At 70.4% G+C, this 20,598-nt stretch carries 17 protein-coding genes and 2 pseudogenes; 9 read left to right on the plus strand and 10 right to left on the minus strand.

Annotation, left to right across the window (positions count from 1 at the left end; all coding sequences use genetic code 11):
• The first annotated feature begins 192 nt into the window (after positions 1-192).
• Both ASF25_RS11400 and cysG read left to right on the plus strand, forming a co-directional pair.
• Entirely contained in the window at positions 193-2,862 is a 2,670-nt protein-coding gene (locus ASF25_RS11400) for a nitrate reductase (RefSeq protein ID WP_056304741.1), read from the plus strand.
• 39 nt (positions 2,863-2,901) lie between these two features.
• Positions 2,902-4,395, plus strand: a complete 1,494-nt coding sequence (gene cysG / locus ASF25_RS11405; RefSeq protein ID WP_056304743.1) for a siroheme synthase CysG — start codon at positions 2,902-2,904, stop codon at positions 4,393-4,395.
• Between the two features lie 24 nt (positions 4,396-4,419).
• Here the strand turns inward: cysG and ASF25_RS11410 are convergent, their stop codons facing one another.
• Together ASF25_RS11410 and ASF25_RS11415 are read right to left on the minus strand one after the other, a co-directional pair.
• Complete coding sequence (locus ASF25_RS11410; protein ID WP_156368950.1) at positions 4,420-4,872, minus strand: hypothetical protein; 453 nt, start codon at positions 4,870-4,872, stop codon at positions 4,420-4,422.
• A 29-nt stretch (positions 4,873-4,901) separates the two neighbouring features.
• A pseudogene (locus ASF25_RS11415) lies at positions 4,902-5,837 on the minus strand (acyl-CoA desaturase).
• Between the two features lie 108 nt (positions 5,838-5,945).
• On the opposite strand from ASF25_RS11415, the gene ASF25_RS11420 reads away from it, so the two are divergent.
• Positions 5,946-6,281, plus strand: coding sequence for a metalloregulator ArsR/SmtB family transcription factor (locus ASF25_RS11420; RefSeq protein ID WP_056304752.1), 336 nt, complete (start codon positions 5,946-5,948; stop codon positions 6,279-6,281).
• 103 nt (positions 6,282-6,384) lie between these two features.
• Entirely contained in the window at positions 6,385-6,963 is a 579-nt protein-coding gene (locus ASF25_RS11425) for an SCO family protein (protein WP_056168470.1), read from the plus strand.
• 59 nt (positions 6,964-7,022) lie between these two features.
• On the opposite strand, the gene ASF25_RS11430 is transcribed toward ASF25_RS11425, so the two are convergent.
• Positions 7,023-8,876: a glycosyltransferase family 2 protein gene (locus tag ASF25_RS11430; RefSeq protein ID WP_082502626.1), complete on the minus strand. Its 1,854-nt coding sequence runs from the start codon at positions 8,874-8,876 to the stop codon at positions 7,023-7,025.
• Between the two features lie 140 nt (positions 8,877-9,016).
• Here ASF25_RS11430 and ASF25_RS11435 point away from each other — a divergent pair, with 140 nt between their 5' ends.
• The 5 genes from ASF25_RS11435 (at position 9,017) to ASF25_RS11450 (ending at position 12,812) form a co-directional block, all read left to right on the plus strand.
• The gene (locus ASF25_RS11435) at positions 9,017-9,838 is read left to right on the plus strand and encodes a transporter substrate-binding domain-containing protein (RefSeq protein ID WP_082502628.1); all 822 of its coding nucleotides are present in this window, start codon (positions 9,017-9,019) and stop codon (positions 9,836-9,838) included.
• 363 nt (positions 9,839-10,201) lie between these two features.
• Entirely contained in the window at positions 10,202-10,387 is a 186-nt protein-coding gene (locus ASF25_RS11440; RefSeq protein WP_056168573.1) for a hypothetical protein, read from the plus strand.
• Complete coding sequence (locus ASF25_RS21910; protein WP_082502630.1) at positions 10,387-10,605, plus strand: hypothetical protein; 219 nt, start codon at positions 10,387-10,389, stop codon at positions 10,603-10,605. Before ASF25_RS11440 ends, ASF25_RS21910 begins: the two co-directional genes overlap by 1 nt.
• Positions 10,606-10,680: 75 nt before the next feature.
• A complete protein-coding gene (locus tag ASF25_RS11445; RefSeq protein WP_056304753.1) occupies positions 10,681-11,001 on the plus strand; it encodes a hypothetical protein in 321 nt (106 codons plus the stop codon).
• Between the two features lie 131 nt (positions 11,002-11,132).
• The gene (locus tag ASF25_RS11450) at positions 11,133-12,812 is read left to right on the plus strand and encodes a lysine--tRNA ligase (RefSeq protein ID WP_056304755.1); all 1,680 of its coding nucleotides are present in this window, start codon (positions 11,133-11,135) and stop codon (positions 12,810-12,812) included.
• A gap of 289 nt (positions 12,813-13,101) precedes the next feature.
• On the opposite strand, the gene ASF25_RS11455 is transcribed toward ASF25_RS11450, so the two are convergent.
• From ASF25_RS11455 to ASF25_RS11485, 7 genes and pseudogenes are all read right to left on the minus strand, one after another.
• Positions 13,102-13,974: an SDR family NAD(P)-dependent oxidoreductase gene (locus ASF25_RS11455; RefSeq protein ID WP_056168629.1), complete on the minus strand. Its 873-nt coding sequence runs from the start codon at positions 13,972-13,974 to the stop codon at positions 13,102-13,104.
• A 34-nt stretch (positions 13,975-14,008) separates the two neighbouring features.
• Entirely contained in the window at positions 14,009-14,188 is a 180-nt protein-coding gene (locus tag ASF25_RS11460; RefSeq protein WP_056168587.1) for a DUF1328 domain-containing protein, read from the minus strand.
• 113 nt (positions 14,189-14,301) lie between these two features.
• The gene (locus ASF25_RS11465; RefSeq protein WP_056168590.1) at positions 14,302-15,624 is read right to left on the minus strand and encodes a chloride channel protein; all 1,323 of its coding nucleotides are present in this window, start codon (positions 15,622-15,624) and stop codon (positions 14,302-14,304) included.
• A 98-nt stretch (positions 15,625-15,722) separates the two neighbouring features.
• Complete coding sequence (locus tag ASF25_RS11470) at positions 15,723-17,120, minus strand: deoxyribodipyrimidine photo-lyase (protein WP_056168594.1); 1,398 nt, start codon at positions 17,118-17,120, stop codon at positions 15,723-15,725.
• Between the two features lie 448 nt (positions 17,121-17,568).
• Complete coding sequence (dctP, locus tag ASF25_RS11475) at positions 17,569-18,678, minus strand: TRAP transporter substrate-binding protein DctP (RefSeq protein WP_056168597.1); 1,110 nt, start codon at positions 18,676-18,678, stop codon at positions 17,569-17,571.
• 136 nt (positions 18,679-18,814) lie between these two features.
• The gene (locus ASF25_RS11480) at positions 18,815-19,900 is read right to left on the minus strand and encodes a branched-chain amino acid ABC transporter substrate-binding protein (protein ID WP_056264711.1); all 1,086 of its coding nucleotides are present in this window, start codon (positions 19,898-19,900) and stop codon (positions 18,815-18,817) included.
• Between the two features lie 266 nt (positions 19,901-20,166).
• Positions 20,167-20,598, minus strand: a pseudogene (locus ASF25_RS11485) (sugar transporter); the annotation flags it as partial.

Consider the following 20,598-nt stretch of genomic DNA (forward strand, 5'->3'; position numbering starts at 1 on the left):
GGCGCGTCCCTCTCCCCCTTGTGGGGAGAGGTTAGGAGTGGGGGCGGTTCCGCCAGACCCCGCAGCATGAGGGGCACCCGACCACCCCCACCTCCAACTCCTCCCCACAAGGGGGAGGAGGGCTGGCCGGCGCTTCAGGCCCGACTCTTGCTCCCATCCATGCTGACAAAAAACCCCGCCGAGGATCACGCCATGAACGCGCACGTCCAGGCGCCCGCCCCCGTCAAAACCACCTGCCCGTATTGCGGCGTCGGCTGCGGCGTACTCGCGACGCCAGACGGGCAGGGCGGGGTCGGCATCGCCGGGGACACCGCGCATCCGGCCAATTTCGGCCGCCTCTGCTCCAAGGGCTCGGCTTTGGGGGAGACCGTCTCCCTGGACGGCCGCCTGCTCCATCCGCAGGTCGACGGCGCGCGCGCGAGCTGGGAATCGGCGCTCGGCACCGTCGCGGGGTCCCTGCAGAAGATCGCCGCGCAGCACGGGCCGGAGTCCATCGCCTTCTACCTGTCGGGCCAGCTCCTCACGGAGGATTACTACGTCGCCAACAAGCTCGCGAAGGGCTTTTTGGGCACCCCGCACGTCGACACCAACTCGCGCCTGTGCATGTCGAGCGCCGTGGCCGCCCACCGGCGCGCCTTCGGCTCGGACACGGTGCCGGGCTGCTACGAGGACCTCGACGAGGCCGACGTGATCGTGCTCGTCGGCTCCAACACCGCCTGGTGCCACCCGATCCTGTTCCGCCGGATGATCGACGCACGCGCCAAGCGCGGCACCAAGCTCGTGGTGGTCGATCCCCGCCGCACCCAGACGGGGGAGGAGGCCGACCTGTTCCTCGGCCTCGCGCCCGGCTCCGACACCGCCCTGTTCTCGGGCCTGCTCGTGCATCTCGCCGCCACCGGCGCCGTCGATGCGGCCTACGTCGCCGACCATACCAGCGGCTTCGACGGCGCCCTGGAGCGCGCCGCCGCCATCGCCCCGAGCGTCGCCGCCACCGCCGCCGCGACGGGCCTCGCCGAGGCCGATGTCGCCCGGTTCTTCGCTCTGTTCGCCGGTACGAAGCGCGTGGTCACGGCCTTCTCGCAAGGGGCGAACCAGTCGGCGCAGGGCACCGACAAGGGCAACGCCATCATCAACTGCCATCTCGCCACCGGCCGCATCGGTCGGCCCGGCGCGGGGCCGTTCTCCCTCACCGGCCAGCCCAACGCCATGGGCGGGCGCGAGGTCGGAGGGCTCGCGAACATGCTCGCCGCCCACATGCACTTCGCCCCCGAGGAGGTGGACCGCGTCCGCCGGTTCTGGAAGGCGCCCAACATCATCACCGGCGAGGGCATGAAGGCGGTGGCCCTGTTCGAGGCGGTGGCGCGCGGCAAGATCAAGGCCCTGTGGGTGATGGGCACCAATCCCGTCGTCTCCATGCCCCGGGCCGACGCCATCCGCGAGAGCCTGAAGGGCCTCGACCTCTACGTGGTCTCCGAGGCCGTGGCCGACAGCGACACCGCCCGGGCGACGGGGAAGAAGACCGTGCTGCTGCCGGCCCTGGCCTGGGGCGAGAAGGACGGCACGGTGACGAATTCCGAGCGCCGGGTCTCGCGCCAGCGCGCTTTCCTCAAGGCGCCCGGCGAGGCGCGGGCCGACTGGCAGATCATCGCGGACGTGGCCAAGCGCCTCGGCCACGGCGAGGCCTTCGCCTATCCCAACGCGGCCGCGATCTTCCGCGAGCACGCGGCCCTGTCGGCCTACGAGAACAACGGCACCCGCGATTTCGACATCGGCGCCCTCGCGGACATGCCCGATGCGACCTATGCGGGAACGCCCCCCCTGCAATGGCCCCTGCCGAAGCGCGGCAAGGGCCGGGCCCGCCTGTTCGCCGACGGCCAGTTCTACACCTTCGACAAGCGTGCCCGCTTCGTCGCCGTGCAGGCGCCAGCCCTGGCCCAGCCCGTCACGGAGGAACACCCCTTCGTCCTCAACACCGGCCGGGTGCGCGACCACTGGCACACCATGACGCGCACGGGAAAGAGCCAGCGCCTCTCGGCCCACCGCGCCGTGCCCTTCGTCGAGATCCACCCCGACGACGCCGCGCGGCTCGGCGTCGCGGAGGGCGATCTCGCCCGCGTCTCCACGCCCCACGGCACCGCGATCCTCGAGGCGATGGTCACGGAGGGCGTGCGCCGGGGCGATCTCTTCGCCGCCTTCCATTGGAGCGACGCCACCGCGTCGGATGCCCGCGTCGGCGCCCTGGTGCGCGGCGTGCCGGACCCGGTCTCGGGCCAGCCCGAACTCAAGGCGACGCCCGCCGCCCTCGCGCCCGCGCCCTACCGCAACCGCGGCTTCCTGCTCACCCGCGAGGCGCATACCCCGCCCGCCGGCTGGTGGTGGGCGCGCGCCACGGTGGAGGGCGGGTCCGGCCTGCACTTCGCCACCCAGGAGAGCTCACGCGCCGTCGCCCTGATGATGCGCGGCCTGTTCCAGGGCCTGGAACTCGCCGAGTACGCCGACCATGCGCGGGGGCATTACCGCTGCGCCGTCTATGACGGAGTTCGCTTGGTCGCCTGCCTGGCGCTCGCCCCGAGCGAGGCCCGACCGAGCTGGGAGGCGGCCAAGGCGTACTTCGCCGCCGAGGAGATCGAGCCCGCCGCCCGCCGCGCCCTGCTGTCGGGCCGGGCCGAGACGGCCTCGGCCGGTCCGACGATCTGCGCCTGCCACGGCGTCGGCCTCGACGTGATCACGGGCGTGATCGCGGCCGGCGCCGGCTCCGTCGAAGCCGTCGGCGTCGCCTGCAAGGCCGGGACGAATTGCGGCTCGTGCATCCCCGAGATCCGCAAGCTGCTGCCGCAGGCGCTTGCGCGCAACGCAGCATAGGCTCACTTTGTGGGTACGAAGGACCCCGATCCGAGATCCATGAGCACACCTCGCCAGCCCCGCGAAACCCGCCCCGCCAGTCCCGAATCCGCCCGCGGCGCCAATGCCGCCGGCCTCGAGCCCCTGGCCGTCCTGCCGGTCTTCGTGCCGTTGCAGGGCAAACGCGCGGTGCTGGCCGGCTCCAACGGCGGCGCGCCCTGGAAGGTGAAGCTGCTGGCCGCCGCCGGGGCGGACGTGGACGTCTACGCCCCCGAGCCGAGCGAGGAACTCCGCGCCGTGCCGGGCGAGATCGTCGCCGGCTCCGTCACCCTGCACGCGCGTCAGTGGGCGGAGGCCGACCTCCAGGGCGCGGCCTTCGTCATCGGCGCCATGGAGGACGAGGCCGACTGCATCGCCTTCGTCGCCGCCGGACGCCGGGCCGGCGCCATCGTCAACGCCGTCGACCGCCCGCATCTCTGCGACGTGAAGTTCGGCGCCATCGTCAACCGCTCGCCCATGGTGGTGGGCATCTCGACGGAGGGCGCCGCCCCGGTCTTCGGCCAGACCGTACGCGCCCGCATCGAGGGCATGCTGCCGCGCGGCTTCAAGGCCTGGATCGGCGCCGCCCGCGACTGGCGCGAGGAGGTCACCGGCCGCTTCCACGGTTTTTCGGACCGCCGCGCCTTCTGGGAGCGGTTCACCGACCGCGCCTTCGCCGAGCCGGACCGGGCGCCGACCGCAACCGATCTCGCCGAGTTGCTGGGCGAGACCGAGGCCGCGCCGAAGGGCGGCGCCGTCACCCTCGTGGGTGCCGGACCGGGCGACGCCGAACTCCTCACCCTCAAGGCGCTCAGGGCGCTGCGCAATGCCGACGTGATCCTCTACGACGACCTCGTGGCGCCCGAGATCCTCGACTACGCGCGCCGCGAGGCCCGCACCATGCTGGTGGGCAAGACCGGGCACGGCCCCTCCTGCCGCCAAGACGACATCAACGCCCTGATGGTGCAGCTCGCCAAGTCCGGCAAGCAGGTGGTGCGCCTGAAATCCGGCGACCCCCTGGTGTTCGGCCGGGCCGGCGAGGAGATCGACGCCTGCCGCGAGGCCGGCATCCCCGTCTCCATCGTGCCCGGCGTCTCGGCGGCGCAGGGAGCGGCCGCCTCCCTCTGCATCTCGCTCACCAACCGCGACGCGGCGCGCCGCCTGCAATACGTCACCGGCCACGACCGGCGCGGGGCGCTGCCCGAGGACCTGAACTGGGGCGCCCTCGCCGATCCGAGCGTGACCACCGTGGTCTACATGCCGAAGAAGACCCTGCGCGTGCTGCTGGAGCGCGCCATGACCGAGGGCCTCGCCCCCGGCACCCCGGCGCTTCTCGTGTTCAACGCCACCCGGCCGAACCAGACAGTGGTGGAAGCCAGCGCCATCGACCTCGCCGACCGCGTCGAGGCCTCGGGCCACGAGGGGCCGGCGCTCCTCATGGTCGGCGAGGCGCTGCGTCGGACGAGTGCGCAGGCCGCCCCCGCGATGGCCGAGCCGGACAAGCTCGCGATCTGATCCGGAAGCGGCGGAGGCGGCGGATCAGGCCGCCCGTCGGTTTCCAAAGATCGACAGGAAATAGAAGGCCACGCCTGAGACGCACGCCCCGAAGAGAAAGAGAAGGTTGTCCATCGCGAGGATCGCCGCGGCGAAGCGGTTGAGAAACCCCTGCGCGGCGGCGGCCGGGCTGCTGGGTATCGACGCAAAGATTCCGCAGACGAACAGCCAAACGATGATGGGTGCCGCGAGACTCCACCGCAGGAGGTTCCGTTCGATCGACCGCTTGAGCAGCAGGCCGCAAACGATCGCGACGACGATGAGCGGTCCGGCGAGGATGAGGGCGAACTGCAGGAGAAGCGTCGCAAGGGCGAGCGCCCGCAGCGCGCCGCCGAACAGGGGGACGCGGAGCAGTGACGGATCGCCATGGGGGCCGTGCGCCAACACCAGGAGCACCGAAGCGACCACGCCGATGAATCCCGAGACCGCGATGCGCACCGGGATGGGGCAGGGGGCGGGGGTTCCGATCATGCCCACCCCTCAGCTGGTCCGAGGCGGCGAAGCCCCGTGCGCGGCACCAGATCGGCCGGCTGCTTGAGGTGCCAGACCAATCCGATTCGACGCAAGGCCAGCAGGACCCACCAGCCCGGATCGTGCTGGCCGGGCTCGAGCCCGAACCGGGCCGAGTCCGGCCACGCATGATGGTTGCCGTGCCAAGCCTCGCCGAAGGTGACGAGGGACGCCGCCGGCAGGTCGTGCCCCTGCACGGCCACGCCGTCGACGACCCAGCCCTGCGGCCCCCGGCGATGTGTGAGATGACCGACGAGCCAGTGCCCCGTGAGGCTCACGGCGACCCGCACCGGCACGCCCCAGACCAACCACGGCATCCCGCCCACCCAGAAGAACAGCAGGGCCCAGGGAAGCTGCTGCACCATCCATGTCGCCTCGAGGAAGGCGAGCCCCCGATTCCGGGTCAGGAGGGATTCTGGCACGAAACGTGGCGGGTTCGTGAGAACGAGACGGCAATGCATCTGCCACCAGGCATCGCGCAGGAACCCGGTCCGGTGGGCATGGAGCGGATGGCACACGATCTGGCGCTACGCCCAATCGCGGGTGTCGTGGAGTTGCACCATGCCCAGGGGCCCGGCCATGCCAACCAAGGTGCCGAGGTAGACGAGACCGTACTCGACCCATGGCGAAGCCGCGAAGCTACGGTGGATCAGCAGCCGGTGCAGGCCGATGGAGTGCCCGGCGCAGAGCGTCACGGCGCTGGTGACAAGGAACAGCAGCACGGCGCCGGGTGTGACGAACACAGGCCCCAGAATCAGGGCGGTCGCGGTCATACCACCGACCCAGAGGGAGCGCGCGGGCGCCCAGACTACGCGACCGTCGGTGGCCGATGTGGCGGTCCCGGCGATCAATCGCGGTGTCGACAAACAACCCACCCGAGCCCCCAAGTACATGTCGATTAGGTAATTACCTAAACGACGACGTTCTTGGTTTGTCAATGGTTAGCTCCGCACTTAAGTACCGGGTGCGTGTCATCCCGTGCCCCTCGAATCACCCCTCCCATGCAGCGCGTCTTCGAAGCCCTATCCTCCTCCGTGCGAAGGAAAATCCTGGCTTATCTCGCCCACGGCGAACTCAGCGCGGGGGAGATCGCCGGGCGTTTCTCCATGTCGAAGCCTTCGATCTCGCAACATCTCTCGGTGCTCGAAGCAGCCGGGCTGATCGTCAGGGAGAAGCGCGGGCAGTTCGTATTCTATCGGCAGGTGGAGGACAGCCTGCTCAACACCCTCAACGGCTTCGTGCAGGAGGCCTGTCCGATCGGACGGCCGCTCAAGCGCGAGAGTGCCGCCCTCGCCGGAAGTCGCCGCGGACTGGATCCGAACCCCGACGATGTCTGACCGGACCTGAGGGATGCCGTGAGCCCAGCGACGGTTTAAGCGATTGCCCGGGCACGGTGCCTGTGGTCAGAAGCCGCCTTCCGTCTCCACCGTAAGGTGTCCCATGCGTCGCGCTCTGCCGCTCATCTTCTTCGCCGTCGGCCTCGTCGCCCTGGGCGTCGCCGCCGTGTTCGTTCTGGTGCCCCAGGCCAACGTCGTCGCCACCAGTACCGTCGGCGGACCATTCACCCTCACGGATCAGAACGGGCGCCGCGTCACCGAGCGTGATTTCACCGGCCGGACGCATCTCGTGTTCTTCGGCTTCACCCATTGTCCGGACGTCTGCCCGACGACCCTGCAGCAGATCGGCGACGTGCTCCGTGCACTGGGACCGAAGGGCCAGGACACCAAGGCCCTGTTCATCGCCGTCGACCCCGAGCGCGACACGCCCGCTGCCCTGAAAGCCTATCTGGCGAGCTTCGATCCGCGCATCGTCGGACTGACGGGCACGCCGGAGGAGATCGCCGCGGCGGTGAAGGGCTACCGCGCCTATGTCCGCAAGGTGCCGACCAAGGACGGCGACTACACCATGGAGCATACGGCCCTGGTCTACGTGATGGATGGCCAGAACCGCTTCCTCAACGCCCTCAACCTGACCAAGCCGCCCGAGGCCGCCGCCGCCGACCTCGCCAAGATGCTGTGAGCGCTCCGTCTCCGCATCGGCTTCTTCCGAAAACCGGCGTTCACTTTTGGGGCTGAGGGTCAGGTTCGGTGCAGCGCCCCGCTGCGGGAGCTGCGCGACAGGCCGTGCTCGGTCTTGTTCCAGCGGTCGGGGGCGAGGACGAGTTCGACGAGCCCGAGCCAGGCACCGGCGCTGACGAGGAGGAAGTAGGCCGGCATCAGGGGCACGTAGGGCAGGAGGTCCCACCAGCCCCGGCGCACGCAGCCGAGGGCGGCCGGCAGCAGCATGGCAAGGAGGCCGGACACGAACACCGTGACCGCCGTGCCGGTGGGCAGGTTGCTCCAGAATCCCGCGACGGGTTCGACCCCGGCGAACACGAACCGGTAGGCGGCGTGCCCCATCAGGAACGGGTAGGCGAGGGCGCAGACGACGGTGCCGGGCACCAGGGCGATGGCGGCCAGGGTCCCGAACGCCCCGAGCTGGCGGAACGTCTCGCGCGGCTGACGGCCGTGGGTGAAGCTCGTCTGGATGAAGCCCTTCATCCAGCGGGCGCGCTGGTGCAGCCATGCGCCGGGCCGCGCCGGAGCCTCCTCGAAGGTGCTGCTCGGCAGGTCGCCGACCCGGTAGCCCGCCCGCGCGAGGCGTAGGCCCAGATCGGCATCCTCGGTGACATTCCACGCATCCCAGCCGTGGACGGCCCGGAGGATGTGGGTCCGGAAATGCGTCGACGTGCCCCCGAGCGGAATCGGTACGTTCCAGGCGGCGAGCGCCGGGATCAGTACATCGAACAGGGCGGCGTATTCGAGGGCGAAGCATTTCGGCAGCGGGCCGTCGCGCTGGTTGTCGATGACGAGGCGCCCCTGGAGACAGGCCGTCCTCGGGTCGCTGCGGGCGAACAGCGCGGCGGCGGCGCGGAGCTGGCCCGGATCGGGCACGTCCTCGGCGTCGTAGACCACGAGGCAGGTACCGCGGGCGAGGGGCAGGGCGCAGTTGAGGGCACGCGGCTTCGTGCGCGGCAGGCCGGGCGGCACCACCACGATCTCCGCCCCGGGCGGCAGGGCTGCGGCGGCGAGGGCGGCGGCCGTCTCGGCATCGTGCGCCTCGATCACGAACTTGATGTCGAGCTTGGCCGCCGGATAGTCGAAGGCCGAGAGGGCCGCGGTGAGGCGTGGGACCACGGCCGCCTCCCGGTGGAGGGCGACGAACACCGTGTAGACGGGGAGGTCGGCATCGGCCAGGCACGCGTCCGCCGCCACGCCCTCCGCCTCGACGCTGACGGCGGCGACCCGCAGGGTCACCATGGCGAGGAGCACGAGTTGGACGGCGGTCCAGAGGCCCACGACCAGGGTGGGCGGAAGTTCGACCATGGCAACCACCGCGAGTCCGGCGATCAGGCCGGCGATGGCGAGGGTCGGTCCCATGGGACGGGCCTTCAGCGCCCAGTCGGGCCGGTGGACCTGAAGGGAATCCGCCGCGGCGGCGGCGATGCCGGCGGGGTTGGCGCTGAAGACGGCCTCGCGCAGGGCGCGGGGCGTGGTCAGCGCTGGCATCCGACCCATGGGGCTGCGCCCGCCCAGCACTTCCGCGATGGCGGCGCCGCGCGGCGCCAGGACGAAGGCGGCCGGCGCGCCCGGCAGCAGGGGGGCGACGCCGGCGACCACGCTCTCGGGGTAGCGTGCGCCGGGCCCCAGGGGGATCGCGTCGGCGAGGAAGGGGGTGCCGAGTTCGGCCGCGAGCGCCCGGTAATAGGCCTCCTCCGTGACGGTGCCCGACGCGAGAAGGGCGGAGGCTCCGTCGGTGCCCCAGGCGCGGGCGCGGTCGGCGGCCTTGGCCAGGGCTGCCGGATCGACACCGTGATCCAGGAGGAAGGCGAGGTCGGGCGGCAGGGGCGAGACGCCGGCCTGCGACACGAAGGGTAAACCGAGGATCGACAACGGGAGCGTCTCCCGGCGGCTCGAGAACGTGCTAGGGAGACGGCGTGAGCCAGACCGCGTCCGCGCACAACCAGCGCACCACGAATACAACCCTGAGGTCAAGGACGCGCTGGATTTCTCCGGCGGTCCTCGCCGTGGCGATGGCCCTGCTGGTGGGACGCGCAGACGCGCAGACGCCTCCCGCGCCGGGACAGGGGGTCGCCATCCCGAACTTCTGGAACCCGCGCGCGCGCCAGGAGCGCATCGACGCGCCCCAGACGAGCCGCACGGTCCGCTTCCTCACGGACGACGAGTTCCCGCCCCTGCACTTCCCCGGGCCGGACGGCACGCCCACGGGCTTCTCGGTGGAGCTCGCCCGCGCGGTCTGCGAGAAGCTCGCCCTGACCTGCACGGTCCAGGCCCGGCGCTTCGACACGCTGCTCGATGCGCTGGCCGACAAGCAGGGCGACGTGGTCGCCGCCGCCATCCCGCTCACGCCGGCCCTGCGGGCGCGGTTCCTGGCCACCCGGCCGTACTTTCGCTGGCCGGGCCGGTTCGCGGCGCGCACGGACAAGGCGCTGCCCGTCCCCTCCGCCACGGCCCTCGCCGGCCGCAGCGTCGGCGTGGTCGTGGGCAGCGCCCACGCGGCCTACCTCAAGGCGTTCTTCCCCAAGGCGGAGGCGCGCGACTTCAACGATCTCGCCGCCGCCGAGGGCGCCCTGCGGCGCGGCGAAGTGGAGTACGTCTTCGCCGACGGCCTCAACCTCGCCCTGTGGGTCGGCGGCATCGAATCGGCGCAGTGCTGCGCCCTCGTCGGCGGCGACTACCTCGAGAACCGCTATTTCGGCGAGGGCATCGGCCTCGTCACCCGACCCGACGACGCGGCCTTGGCCCGCGCCCTCGACGACGCCCTGCAGCGGGTGTGGGACGACGGCAAGTACGCCGAACTCTACCTCAGGTTCTTCCCCGTCAGTCCGTTCTAGGGCGTTCCGCGAACGGCACCGTTCTGCCCGGGGAACTCGCTCCCGGCAAGGGTATCGCGCGCATCCCAAGGGTATCGCGCGCATCCGATGCGTATCGCACCTCAAAACGACGACTTACGGCAAGCTCACACCGGCCGACATTACGTCATCGCCCGACAAGGTGCGATCAGGTCCGCAACTTCTAACGGACCATAGCTTCGCCATAACAGCCTTGTCGGAAGGCGATGCATCGCCAGCGGATCCGGTCCTTCGCCGTTCGCCGCGAAGTCTTGCGGCGCGACCGCGAAGACCAGTGCATCCGGAACCGGCGAGCGACAGTCCGGTTGAGTCCTCATCACCCGTTCGATGCCCAGAGGAGGCCGCATGACCACCAAGGCACCGCCCGTCCCCCCGGCCAACCAGTCCGACAAGGGGCCCGGAAGCGCACCCGACGCCCCCCTCGCCACCGGGCCCAAGGGTTCGGGCCAGACCCGGAACCCCGACACGATCGGTCAGGCCGGCAATTCCAAGGTGAACACCACCCATCAAGGCCATCAGCAGGATCGGTAATGAGCACCTCGAAGAAGACACCTGCCGCCGACCGGCATCACGGCGGCCCCGGCAGCAGTCACCAGGACGCGAGCAAGCCGCAAGCTGAGACGCGTGACGGCTCGAATCCCGGCAGCCCGACCAGCGATGCCAAGTCCCACGTCTCGGCCGGCGGCGGAGAACGTGACCGTCACCACGCCCACGACGCGGACGGCAACAGTCCCGCCCGGTCGCACTGACATCGTTCCCCCAACGCGATCTGCCCCGGCGCGGATTCGTCCCGGGGCGAAGCCGAATGAGAGAGTGAGCGCAGCATGGCGAACGCGAACAAGCACAAGATGGGGCCCGGCACCCAAGGCAAGAGCTCCGGAACGGGCGCGATGACCGATCTCCCGGAGGGCATCCTCCCGGAAAACATGGTCCTGAGCAATCGCGACAAGGCCCAGCACAGCGACGAGCGCGGCCTCGACAGCAAGAACGTCCAGACCGAGCAGTATCAGGACCACGTCGGCAACCGCCTGGCCGACGACGTGGGCGCCGCGGCCACGGGCGGCGACAACGTCAGCGGATCCACGAGCCCCATGACCGATACGTCCGGCGACGCGGGCAGCCTCACGCGTCAGCAGAACGGCTGAAGCGCCCGCCGCCGGAACCGGTCCGCACGCTTCAGGGGTTCGAAGACGGGATTGCGTTGGCCTGCCGGCGCAATCCCGCTTAGGGTGACGCCCTTCCGCCAAGGCGCTCACTGGAACCGAACCCCGGCCTCATGTCGTCCTCGACTTCGTCCCCGCTCGCCCTCGACCCCGCCCTCATAGAGGCCGCCGTCTCCGCCACCGCGTGGCCGTTCGAGGAGGCGCGCAAGCTGTTGGCACGGCTCGAGCGAAACCCAAAAAGCGAAGTGCTGTTCGAGACCGGCTACGGCCCCTCGGGCCTGCCGCATATCGGCACCTTCGGCGAAGTCGCCCGCACCTCCATGGTGCGTCACGCCTTTCGGGTGCTGACGAAGGACAGCGTGCCGACGCGGCTCATCGCGTTCTCGGACGACATGGACGGCCTGCGCAAGGTGCCGGACAACGTGCCGAACAAGCCGATGCTCATCGCGGCCCTCAACCAGCCCCTGACCAAGGTGCCGGACCCGTTCGGCACCCACGAGAGCTTCGGCGCGCACAACAACGCCGAGCTGCGCCGCTTCCTCGATGCGTTCGGCTTCGACTACGAGTTCCGCTCGGCCACCGAGTGCTACAAGGCCGGGCTGTTCGACACGGCCCTGCTGACGGTGCTCGACCGCTACGAGGCCGTGATGGCGATCATGCTGCCGTCCCTGCGCGCCGAGCGCTCGGCGAGCTACTCGCCGTTCCTGCCGATCCACCCTGTGACCGGGGAGGTGATGCAGGTAGCCATCGACGAGGTGCGGTCTGGCGCCGGCACCCTGGTGTGGCGCGACCCCAAGACGGGGGAGGCCTACGAGACCCCCGTGACCGGCGGCCATGCCAAGCTTCAATGGAAGCCCGACTGGGCCATGCGCTGGGTGGCGCTGGGCATCGACTACGAGATGGCCGGCAAGGATCTCATCGATTCGGTGAAGCTGTCGGGCGAGATCGCCCGCGCCCTCGGCGGCGAACCGCCAGAGGGCTTCAACTACGAGCTCTTCCTCGATCGTGAAGGCCGCAAGATCTCGAAGTCGAAGGGCAACGGCCTGTCCATCGACGACTGGCTCGTCTACGGCACCGCCGACAGCCTGGCGCTGTTCATGTACAACAAGCCCCGCGAGGCCAAGCGCCTGTTCGTGGAGATGATCCCGCGCCAGGTCGACGACTATCTCGGCTTCCTCGAGAAGTTTCTCGGCCAGGAGCCGGCCCAGCAGCTCGGCAACCCGGTCTGGCACTTGCACGCCGGCCGGCCGCCGGCGGCCGAGGCGGTCGGCAAGGGCGGTGCGCTCAACTTCGCCATGCTCCTCAACCTCGCGGCGGTGGCCAACACCGAAGATCCGGCGGTGCTGTGGGGCTTCATCCGCCGCTACGATCCGGATGTCGGCCCGCAGACCCATCCGGTCCTCGCCCGGCTCGTCGGCCACGCACTCGCGTATTTCCGGGACGTGGTGCGGCCGCAGAAGACCTACCGGGCGGCGACGGAGGCGGAAGCGGCCGCCCTCTCGGACCTGTCCGAGACCCTGGCGGCGCATGAGGGCTCGACCGATCCGGAAGGGCTCCAGGCCATCGTGTACGAGGTCGGGCGGCGGCACTTTCCCGACCTCTCGGGCAAGGCGAAGAGCCCGGACGGACGGCCCGGCGTGTCGCAGGCCTGGTTCACCACCATCTACAACGTGCTGTTCGGCGAGGCGCGCGGCCCCCGCTTCGGTTCGTTCGTCGCCCTCTACGGCGTGGCCGAGACGCGGGCGCTCATCGCGGAGGCCCTGTCGGGGGCCTTCGTGCCCACGGAAGCATGAATCGGCTGTCCGCACGAAGAATTGCGCAACAAAACACCACCCCTTCGGCGGCCGGCGCATCATTGTGCTTGTCGCAAGGGGGCGGGGAGGCTAGAAGCCGCTCCACCGAAGACGAAAAAAGGCCGCCCCGGTGAGGGAGCGGCCCGAAGTCTAGGGAGGAAACGCCCAAGAAGGGCACACCGCGGCGACGCCATCGCTGCGGTGCATGTGACTGAGATGCCATTTTGCACTGCACCCTACAACGCCCCCGAATGAGGGGATGGGTATGCGCGGAATGCATTCAGGCCGGTCAGGTCGCCGCCGCTCCGGATGACGCGGCCGTCGAAGGCAGACCGAGCTGGTCGAGGCTCAGGTGCCAGACCCGTTCCTGCAGATCGGGATCGGCGGCCCGGCGCGAGGTCGCCACCGGGCGCGAGCGCGCGAAGTAGAGTCCCGTCACACCCGCGAGCTCCGGTGCGCTCGCCACGTGGATCGACGTGGCCGCACCGGCGACCGGCGAAGCCATGAACGGGCGGATCAGGCGCCAGCCGAAGCCGAACCAGCCCCCGGTGCCGGCGGCGAACCCACTGGCGATGACGCCGGGATGCAGGGCGTTCACTGTCACGCCCGTGCCGTCGAGGCGGCGGGCGAGGGCCTTGGTGAACAGCACGTTCCCGAGCTTGGCCTGGGAATACACCGTCATGGCGGAGAAGCCGCGCGCATGGCCGATGTCGTCGAAGGCGATGCGCCCACGGGTGTGCGCCGCCGAGGCGACGTTGACGATGCGCGACGGCGCGCTCGCCTTCAGCAGGTCGAGAAGTTCGAGGGTGAGGCACACATAGGCGAGATGATCGAGCGCCCAGGTGCGCTCGATCCCGTCCTCCGTGAGCCGATGGCTGTCGAAGATCGCGCCGGCGTTGTTCACGAGCACGTCGAGGCGCGGATAAAGCGCCCGGACTTCACCGGCGAGACGCCGGATCTCAGCCTGTGCGGAGAGGTCCGCCACGAAGGCATCGACCTGTGCACCCGGGACCGCCGCCTGGATCGTCCCGACCGCGTCACGGGTGCGGGCGGCATCGCGACCGACGAGGCCGACCCGGGCGCCCCTTCGGGCGAGGCCGAGGGCCGTCTCGAAGCCGATGCCGGAGGTCGCGCCCGTGACGAGGCAGATCCGGTCCCGCATCGGCGCCGCGCCGGTCATGCCGCCCGCCACGGGATCAGAAGACCGCCTGCCCGACGGCGAAGGCCACGACCACGATGACGATCGCCACCACGAGGAACAGCCCGAACAGGATGCGCGCCAGGGAGCCCGCGCCCGAGGCGATGCCGGTGAAGCCGAGACCACCCGCCACGAGGGAGATCAGGAAACAGATGAGGGCCCATTTCAACAGGGTCATGCGCAGCACTCCAGCACGCGGGAACGAGCGATAACCCTGCGGTCACGCTTCCGTTCCCGCCAAGCTCGCGGATTCGGTCGGGCGTCCGGGGTCGGCCCGGTCGTCGGGCCGCATCAGCCGGCCTGACGGTTCTCCGCCCGCGCCAGCAGTCCCGCGGCCAGGGCATGGTAGAGCCCCTCCGGGCAGATGGATTTCGAGACGGCGTCGCTGATGAGGGCGGCGATCATGAGGGGGATCATCAGGGCGTGGCCCTGGGTCATCTCGGTGACGATGACGAAGGCCGTGATGGGCGCCTGGAGCACGCCGGTGAGGTAGGCCACCATGCCGACGAGGACGAGGGCCGCCACGGGCACCCCCGGGAAGGCGCCCTGGAACACGGCGCCGAGGCCGGCCCCGACGCTGAGGGAGGGCGCGAACAGGCCGCCCGGAATGCCGCTGATGGCCGAGAACAGGGTCGCGAGGAACTTCAGGGGCGCGAAATCGAGGGCGCCGCCACCGGCGCCATGGAGGAGGGTGCGGGCCTCCTCGTAGCCGGTGCCGTAGACGGCGCCCCCCGAGGCGAGGCCGCACAGGGCGACACCGAGGCCACAGGCCACCGCGAACACGATGGGCCGGCGCGCGATGACGGCGCCGGGACGCCCGGGCAATCCGCGGGCGAACAGGATGACGACGCGGGCGAACACGCCGCCCGTCAGCCCGCCGAGGACGCCGATCACCGGCACGGCGATCCAGCCGGGGCCGAACGGGAGGGCCGCGTCGGTGGTGCCGAAATAGGTGTAGTTGCCGGTGATCGCCAGGGCGGTGAGGCCGGCCGCCACGATGGCCGCCACGATCAGTCCGCCGGTCCGGGCCTCGTAGGCGCGTCCGAGTTCCTCGATCCCGAAGACGATGCCGGCGATGGGCGTGTTGAAGGCCGCGGCAACCCCGGCGGCCCCACCGGCGAGGATGAGACCGGGCTGGCGATTGGGGGTGAGGTGGCCGACGGCGGCCATGATCGCCGCGCCGACCTGGACGGTCGGGCCCTCGCGTCCCGTGGAGGCGCCGAACAGCAGCCCGAGCGCCATCACGACGATCTTCCCCGCGGCCGTGCGCAGGGAGACCAGGGCCCGCCGCAGGGACGCCGTAGCCGTGTGGCGCGCCGCGATCACCTGGGGAATGCCCGAGCCCTGTGAATTCGGGAACACCGTGCGGGCGAGGTAGGTGCACAGGCCGAACCCCACGGGCGTGACCGCGAGGGCCATCCAGGGCGACAGGGACAGGATCATCCGGAACCCCTCCTGCGCCGCATCGGCGAGCTTGGCCATCAGGACGGCGGCGAGGCCGACGCCGATGCCGCCGAGGAGGAACAGCAGCCGCCGCCGCCAGACCGCGAAGGCATCGACGGCCCCACTGCGCAAACGTGTGATGGCGGGGCGGATGCGGGAACGGGACGGCATGGGTGGGGGATCCGGCGTTGCGGCGCACGGCGCCTCAGGCAAGGCGCATACCCGGCGCCGGCCCGCCTTGCATCACCCCTCTCGAATCACGCCTTGCATCACGCCTTCACGCCTTCCGCCGCGCACAGCTCCGCGACGGTCTTCAGGTAGGCCTTGGCGTCGAATTTCTTCAAGGAATTCTCGCTCTGGTAGCGCACGGTCCCGAAGACCTTGCGCCGGGCCCAGGGGCGGTCGTGCAGGCCGTAGACCCAGGCGACGTTGGTGAACGAATTGGCGTCGCGGCCGTCGAGGAAGTAGCGGTTGTTGAGGCGCAGGGTGCGCCTGAATCCTTCCTCGGGGGAGGGCGACCAGTCGAGGATCTTCTTGCCCCAGTACATGCGCAGGTGGTTGTGCATGTAGCCGGTCTCGCGCATCTCGGCCTGGGCCGCGTTCCAGTGGACGTCGTGGGTCTCGCCCGCGGCGAGTTCGGCCTCGGTGTAGGTGTGCGGACGCGGATCGTCGGCGTGCTCGGCCAGGGTCTTGCGCGCCCATTCGGGCACCGCGTCGGCGTAGGACTCGTAGCCCTTCGTGTAGTGGACGTGGTTCATGGCGAGCTCGCGCCGCACGATGAGCTCCTCGAGATAGGCGGTCTTGTCGTCGTCCCCGCCGGTCCTGGCGGCGCGCACGGCGAGCGCGATCTCCACGGGCGAGATCTGGCCGAAATGCAGGTAGGGGCTCATGTGCGAGGCCGCGCCCGCCTCGGGCTTGTTGCGCTCGGCCCCGTAAGTGGCGAACGGGCCGGCGAGGTAGGCCTTGAGGCGCCGCCGCGCTTCCGTCTCGCCGCCCGTGAAGCGTTTGACCGGGGGAACGTCCCGGTCGAGGGTCATGCCGGCCAGCACCGCGTCCGGGTCGGCGATGTCGATCTCGGCCTTCGGCAGGCCGCGCCCGGCCCTGTGCTTCACGGTGCGCTCGGACAGACCGACGATATAGTCGTCGAACAGGCGGTTGAGCTTCGGCCGCAGGGTGCGGGCGGCGTATTCGTGCTTGGTCGAGGCCACCTCGACGGGAACGACGACATCGCCCTCGACCTGGACGATGCGGGTCTTCACCGCCGCCACGATCTCCCCGTACCAGCGCTTCTGGATGGCGAGATAGCCGCGGTCGAGGACGAGCAGGGCGGCGTCGCGGGCGAGGTCGATGGCGATCTCGGCGGGGGAGGCCTTGCGCAGGCAGAAGCCGATCCCGCGCCGGTCGAACCCGGCCCTGGCGTCGGCGAGGCCCTGCAGCAGGAAGGCATAGTGCCGGGCGTTGGCCTCGGGAAAGCCGTTGGCCCCGTCGAGGAGGCCGAAGCACGCGACGACCGGCACGCCGAGGCGGTTGGCCTCCGCGACGGCGTATTCCAGCGCCGGGTTGAAATGGGCGCGATTCGCCTGCTGCAGCAGGTAGACGACGTAGGCCCCGTCCGCGCGGGGTTCCACGTCGTTCAACACCCTGATTCGCCCTGCCTGTATCGTCATCGTGCCCGCCGCATCCCGTGTGGTGCTGAAAATGTAGAGCCTCGGCGACACGCGCGGCGGCGGCGGATGAGCACGGCCTTCGGCCAGATCCGCACCGCGGACCGGTCTTTGTCGCGCTCGAAAAACCCCTTGGCATCAGGGCGTTGACGCTGGCCCCGCCCGTCTCGATGCGGCTCGGCGACGTTGCAGGGACGCCACCGGGGGCCTGCGACATTTTGGAGACAGACGGATTACAACGTGTCGGGTTGCACGAAAAGCGACAGGGGTGCTGCCCCAACGGCCTTGCATTTCCGAGCGGGAGGATCAGATTGTGCATTGCGGGAACGCGATGGCGTCGCGCTCCCGTTGCCCTTCTTGGGCGTTTCCTCCCTAGACTTCGGGCCGCTCTTCGGAGCGGCCTTTTTTTCGGCGCGATGCAGGTCCCCCCGCGCGGGCGCGGATCGTGAAGTCATCCCCGTGCGCGGGCGCGGATCATGAAGTTGTCGTAGGTGTACTCGGCGACCTGGAACCAGAGGTATTCCTCGTTCCGGAAGGTCCGCATCGCTTCGTAGATGCGCTTGAAGTCCGGATTCTTGCCCGCGATCTCGTTGTAGACATCCGTCGACGCCTTCAAGGCGGCTTCCATCACCTCCTGGGGGAACGGACGCAGCTGCGCCCCGGCGGCGACGAGGCGGCGCAGGGCCTTGGGATTGCGCGCATCGTACCGGGCCTGAACCTCGGCGTGGACCTGCGCGGCCGCAGACCGCAGGATCGTCTGATACGCCTTCGGCAGGGCCTTCCACGCTTCGGCGTTGAACCAGACGTGGATGAGGGCGCCGCCCTCCCAGAAGCCCGGATAATGGTAGATCGGCGCCACCTTCTGGAGGCCGAGCTTCTCGTCGTCGTAGGGGCCGATCCATTCGGCGGCATCGAGGGTCTTGGCTTCGAGGGCGCCGTAGATCTCCGGACCGGGCGTCGCCTGCGGCACGGCGCCGAGCTTGGCCAGGACCTGGCCACCGAGGCCGGCGATGCGCAGCTTGAGGCCCTGGAGATCGGCCGTTGCCTTCACCTCCTTGCGGAACCAGCCTCCCATCTGCGCGCCGGTGTTGCCGGCCGGCAGGGCCACGAGGCCGTTGCGGGAGAAGATCTCGGCGAACAGGTCGGCGGCGCCGCCGTCGAGCCACCACGCGGACTGACCCCGGGCGTTGAGGCCGAAGGGGATGGCGGTGGCGAGGGCGAAGGTCTGGTCCTTCGCCACCCCCTGCGTCGCGGGCGCATAGCCCATCTCGACGGTGCGGGCCGCGACGGCATCGAGGATTCCGTCCCCCGGCACCGGCTCGCCCGGTCCCTGAACCTGAATCTGGAAACGGCCGTCGGTCGCCTCGGCCACGAGGCGGCCCAGGGTCTCGGCAGCGCCGTACAGGATATCGAGGCCCTTGGGGTACGCGCTGGCGAGGCGCCAGCGCAGCTCCGGCGCCCCTTGCGCGAGGGCGGGCGCGGCGACGGCCGCCGCACCGCCGAGACCGGCGGCGAGGAGGGCGCGCCGGGGGAGGGCGCGTCCGGAGAGGGGTGGGGGCATGACGCCTCGCTTCACAATCGATCCACGCACCGGAGAATCGGCGCGGGCGGCCCGTCCGGCCATCGGTTCACGAACGGGGACGCGCCCGAAACGATCCCGTGCCGGGTCATTTGGCGAAGAATCATCGGGGCCGGGATCATTTGGCGTAAGCGAAGGTCCCGTCGTTCCAGACGTAGAGAACGTAGCCCTGCGCCGTGACGTCGCCCTTGGCGTCGAAGCCGACGGAACCGAGCACGAGGTCGAAGCGCTCGGCATGCAGGGTCGCGGCGAGGCGCTTGGAATCCTGGCTGTGGGCGAAGTTGCCCGCCGCCACCAGGGCCTGGAGGGCGGCGTAGCCGTAGATCGTCGAGCCCTCGGGCTCGACGCCCTCGGCCTTGAAGGCGGCGACCACGGCTGCCGCCTCGGGCTTGCGGCGCGGGTCGAGGTAGAAGGTCATCAGCACGCCGTTGCTGGCCGGTCCCGCGATGGTGGCGAATTCCTGGGTGGCGATGGCCGAGGTGCCGAACCATTGCGGCCTGTAGCCCCGCTCGGCCGCGATCCGCACCAGACGGCCCATCTCGCGGGCGTCCCCGCCGTAATACGCCACCGCGATGCCGGCTTCCTTGAGGCGGTCGGCCAGCGCCGCGTCGTCGGCGTCGCTGGAGGCGAAGGCCGTGGCGAGGGCCTCGTTGATGCCGATGCGGTTGAGGTTCTCCTTCGTCGCGGCGGCGAGGTTGCGCGAGCCCGGCGTGAGGTCGTTGAGGATGGCGATCTTCTTTTCGCGGAAGCGCTCGGCCAGGATCGTCGCCGACAGCTTGGCCTGGTCGTCGTCGCGCCCGCAGACCCGAAAGATCGTCGGCAGGCCGCGATCGGTGAGCTTGGCGGCCACGGACGCCGCCGTGATCATCAGGGTGCCGTTGGCGGCGTAGACTTCCGAAGCGGCGAGCGAGGCGTTGGAGCAGACATGGCCGACCACGAGGCGCACGCCCTGCGCGGCGTAGTGGTTGGCCACCGCCACGGCCTTGTTGGAATCGCAGGCGTCGTCCTGCACGTCGAGGACGATGGTCTGGCCGTCGAGGCCGCCCTTCGCGTTGGCATCGCGGGCCGCAGCCTGGACGCCGCGCAGAACCTGCTCGCCCACCGCCACGTAGGCGCCCGAGCGCGGCACGGCGACGCCGATGACGACGTCCGCCCGCGCGGCCCCGGCCGGCAGGAGGCTCACCGGCACGAGGCTCAACAGCAGGAGGCCGGCCGCCCACCGCCCATCGAGCCCGAGGCGCCGGGTCGCGCGTCTGAACCTCGTCTCGCCCCGTCTCACGCCTCGTTCGACCTCAGGAAGGTTTCAGCGGATCTACCGAAGACAATGCGGGGCTCGCACCCCTTGGACCGCCCGACCCGTGCGGGAAGCTGCACGAGAACGCAAGTCTGGATTCGTGCCGCGCTCCGCAACGGGCGAACCCGGCGCGGACCATCGCCCCGAGGAAGACCGCTCCGGCCCGCATCGTCCTCTCAGCGGGCGGTGGCGTAGAGGGAGGCACCGGCGGCGACGGGCGCGGTGACGGTGGAGAACACCGACAGGACCTTCTGAACCTCGGTGAAGGGGGCGTTGGAGACGTAGACGAGGTCGCGGTTGCGCATGCGGAAGGCCTGGGTGAGGAACAGGCTGTTGGGGTCGCGCATGTTGATCCGGTAGACCACGGGTACCAGCGGCGTGCCCAGCAGCGGGCTGCCGGGCTTGAGCCGGCGCACCACGGCGGCCGGCTCGAACCGGAAGATGAAGGTGCCGGCCGGGTCGGCCTGGAAGTCGGATAGGCCGCGCGCCTTGGCCAGCGCCTGGGCGAGGGTGATGCCTTCGGCCTGGAACGGGATCTCGGTGGAGTTGCCGAGCGCGCCCACCGCCAGGAAGGTCTGGGGATCGCGCACCAGGGTCAGGACGTCGCT

Origin of the sequence: Methylobacterium sp. Leaf100 (genome assembly GCF_001422845.1) — a bacterium.
GTDB lineage: Bacteria > Pseudomonadota > Alphaproteobacteria > Rhizobiales > Beijerinckiaceae > Methylobacterium.

What these genes read in the sequence shown, in the direction of transcription:
- ASF25_RS11435 (WP_082502628.1), top strand. Translation starts at nt 9,017, where the DNA reads ATGGCCCTGCTGGTGGGACGCGCAGACGCGCAGACGCCTCCCGCGCCG.
- ASF25_RS11470 (WP_056168594.1), bottom strand. Translation starts at nt 17,120, where the DNA reads ATGACGATACAGGCAGGGCGAATCAGGGTGTTGAACGACGTGGAACCC.
- ASF25_RS11400 (WP_056304741.1), top strand. Translation starts at nt 193, where the DNA reads ATGAACGCGCACGTCCAGGCGCCCGCCCCCGTCAAAACCACCTGCCCG.
- dctP (WP_056168597.1), bottom strand. Translation starts at nt 18,678, where the DNA reads ATGCCCCCACCCCTCTCCGGACGCGCCCTCCCCCGGCGCGCCCTCCTC.
- ASF25_RS11455 (WP_056168629.1), bottom strand. Translation starts at nt 13,974, where the DNA reads ATGCGGGACCGGATCTGCCTCGTCACGGGCGCGACCTCCGGCATCGGC.
- ASF25_RS11425 (WP_056168470.1), top strand. Translation starts at nt 6,385, where the DNA reads ATGCGTCGCGCTCTGCCGCTCATCTTCTTCGCCGTCGGCCTCGTCGCC.
- ASF25_RS11420 (WP_056304752.1), top strand. Translation starts at nt 5,946, where the DNA reads ATGCAGCGCGTCTTCGAAGCCCTATCCTCCTCCGTGCGAAGGAAAATC.
- ASF25_RS11465 (WP_056168590.1), bottom strand. Translation starts at nt 15,624, where the DNA reads ATGCCGTCCCGTTCCCGCATCCGCCCCGCCATCACACGTTTGCGCAGT.
- cysG (WP_056304743.1), top strand. Translation starts at nt 2,902, where the DNA reads ATGAGCACACCTCGCCAGCCCCGCGAAACCCGCCCCGCCAGTCCCGAA.
- ASF25_RS11460 (WP_056168587.1), bottom strand. Translation starts at nt 14,188, where the DNA reads ATGACCCTGTTGAAATGGGCCCTCATCTGTTTCCTGATCTCCCTCGTG.
- ASF25_RS11440 (WP_056168573.1), top strand. Translation starts at nt 10,202, where the DNA reads ATGACCACCAAGGCACCGCCCGTCCCCCCGGCCAACCAGTCCGACAAG.
- ASF25_RS11450 (WP_056304755.1), top strand. Translation starts at nt 11,133, where the DNA reads ATGTCGTCCTCGACTTCGTCCCCGCTCGCCCTCGACCCCGCCCTCATA.
- ASF25_RS21910 (WP_082502630.1), top strand. Translation starts at nt 10,387, where the DNA reads ATGAGCACCTCGAAGAAGACACCTGCCGCCGACCGGCATCACGGCGGC.
- ASF25_RS11445 (WP_056304753.1), top strand. Translation starts at nt 10,681, where the DNA reads ATGGCGAACGCGAACAAGCACAAGATGGGGCCCGGCACCCAAGGCAAG.